This window comes from Streptomyces europaeiscabiei (assembly GCF_001550375.1).
Classification (GTDB): Bacteria; Actinomycetota; Actinomycetes; order Streptomycetales; family Streptomycetaceae; genus Streptomyces; species Streptomyces europaeiscabiei.
On record NZ_LRTR01000910.1, the window covers coordinates 1 to 774 of the forward strand.

1 protein-coding gene is annotated in these 774 nt (G+C 77.3%); it reads left to right on the forward strand.

The window, feature by feature from the left end; translation table 11 throughout:
• A partial coding sequence (locus AWZ10_RS45800) for a beta-ketoacyl reductase (protein WP_159058622.1) occupies window positions 1-774 on the forward strand: 774 nt, incomplete at both ends.

The window sequence follows — 774 nt, forward strand, 5'->3', positions numbered from 1 at the left end:
GCACCCCGGACCTCGCCGCGGGTACGGTGCTCGTCACCGGCGCCACCGGCACCCTCGGCCGGTCCGTCGCCCGCCACCTCGTCACCCGGCACGGCGTACGGTCCCTGCTGCTGGTGTCACGGCGCGGCCGTGCCGCCGACGGCGCCGACACCCTCGTCGCCGAACTCACCGCACTGGGTGCCCAGGTGTCCCTGGAGACCTGCGACGTCGCCGAACGCGCCGACGTGGAGCGTCTGCTGACACGGCTGCCCGCCGGCGCACGGCTGACCGGCGTCGTCCACGCGGCCGGGGTCGCCGACGACGCCGTCCTCACCGCTCTCGACGGCGCCCGCTTCGACACCGTGCTGCGGCCCAAGGCCGACGGGGCCTGGCACCTGCACGACCTCACCGCCCGCCTCGACTTGGCCGCGTTCGTGCTGTTCTCCTCCGCCGCGGGCACCTTCGGCGCCCCCGGCCAGTCCAACTACGCCGCCGCGAACGCCTTCCTCGACGGTCTCGCCGCGCTCCGGCACTCCCTGGGCCTGCCGGCCACGTCGGTCGCCTGGGGCCTGTGGGACGACGACAGCGGCATCACCGCCCGCCTGTCCCACGCCGACCGGAGCCGCCTGGCCCGCGGCGGTCTGCGCCCCCTGGCCACCGAGGACGCCCTCGGCCTCCTCGACGAGGCCCTGTGCGCCACCGAACCGGCGGTGATCGCCGTCGCCACCGGCTCCGGCAGGGCCGGAGTGCGGGCGCTGCTGAGGCCGGCCGCCCCGACAGCGGCCCGCCGGACCG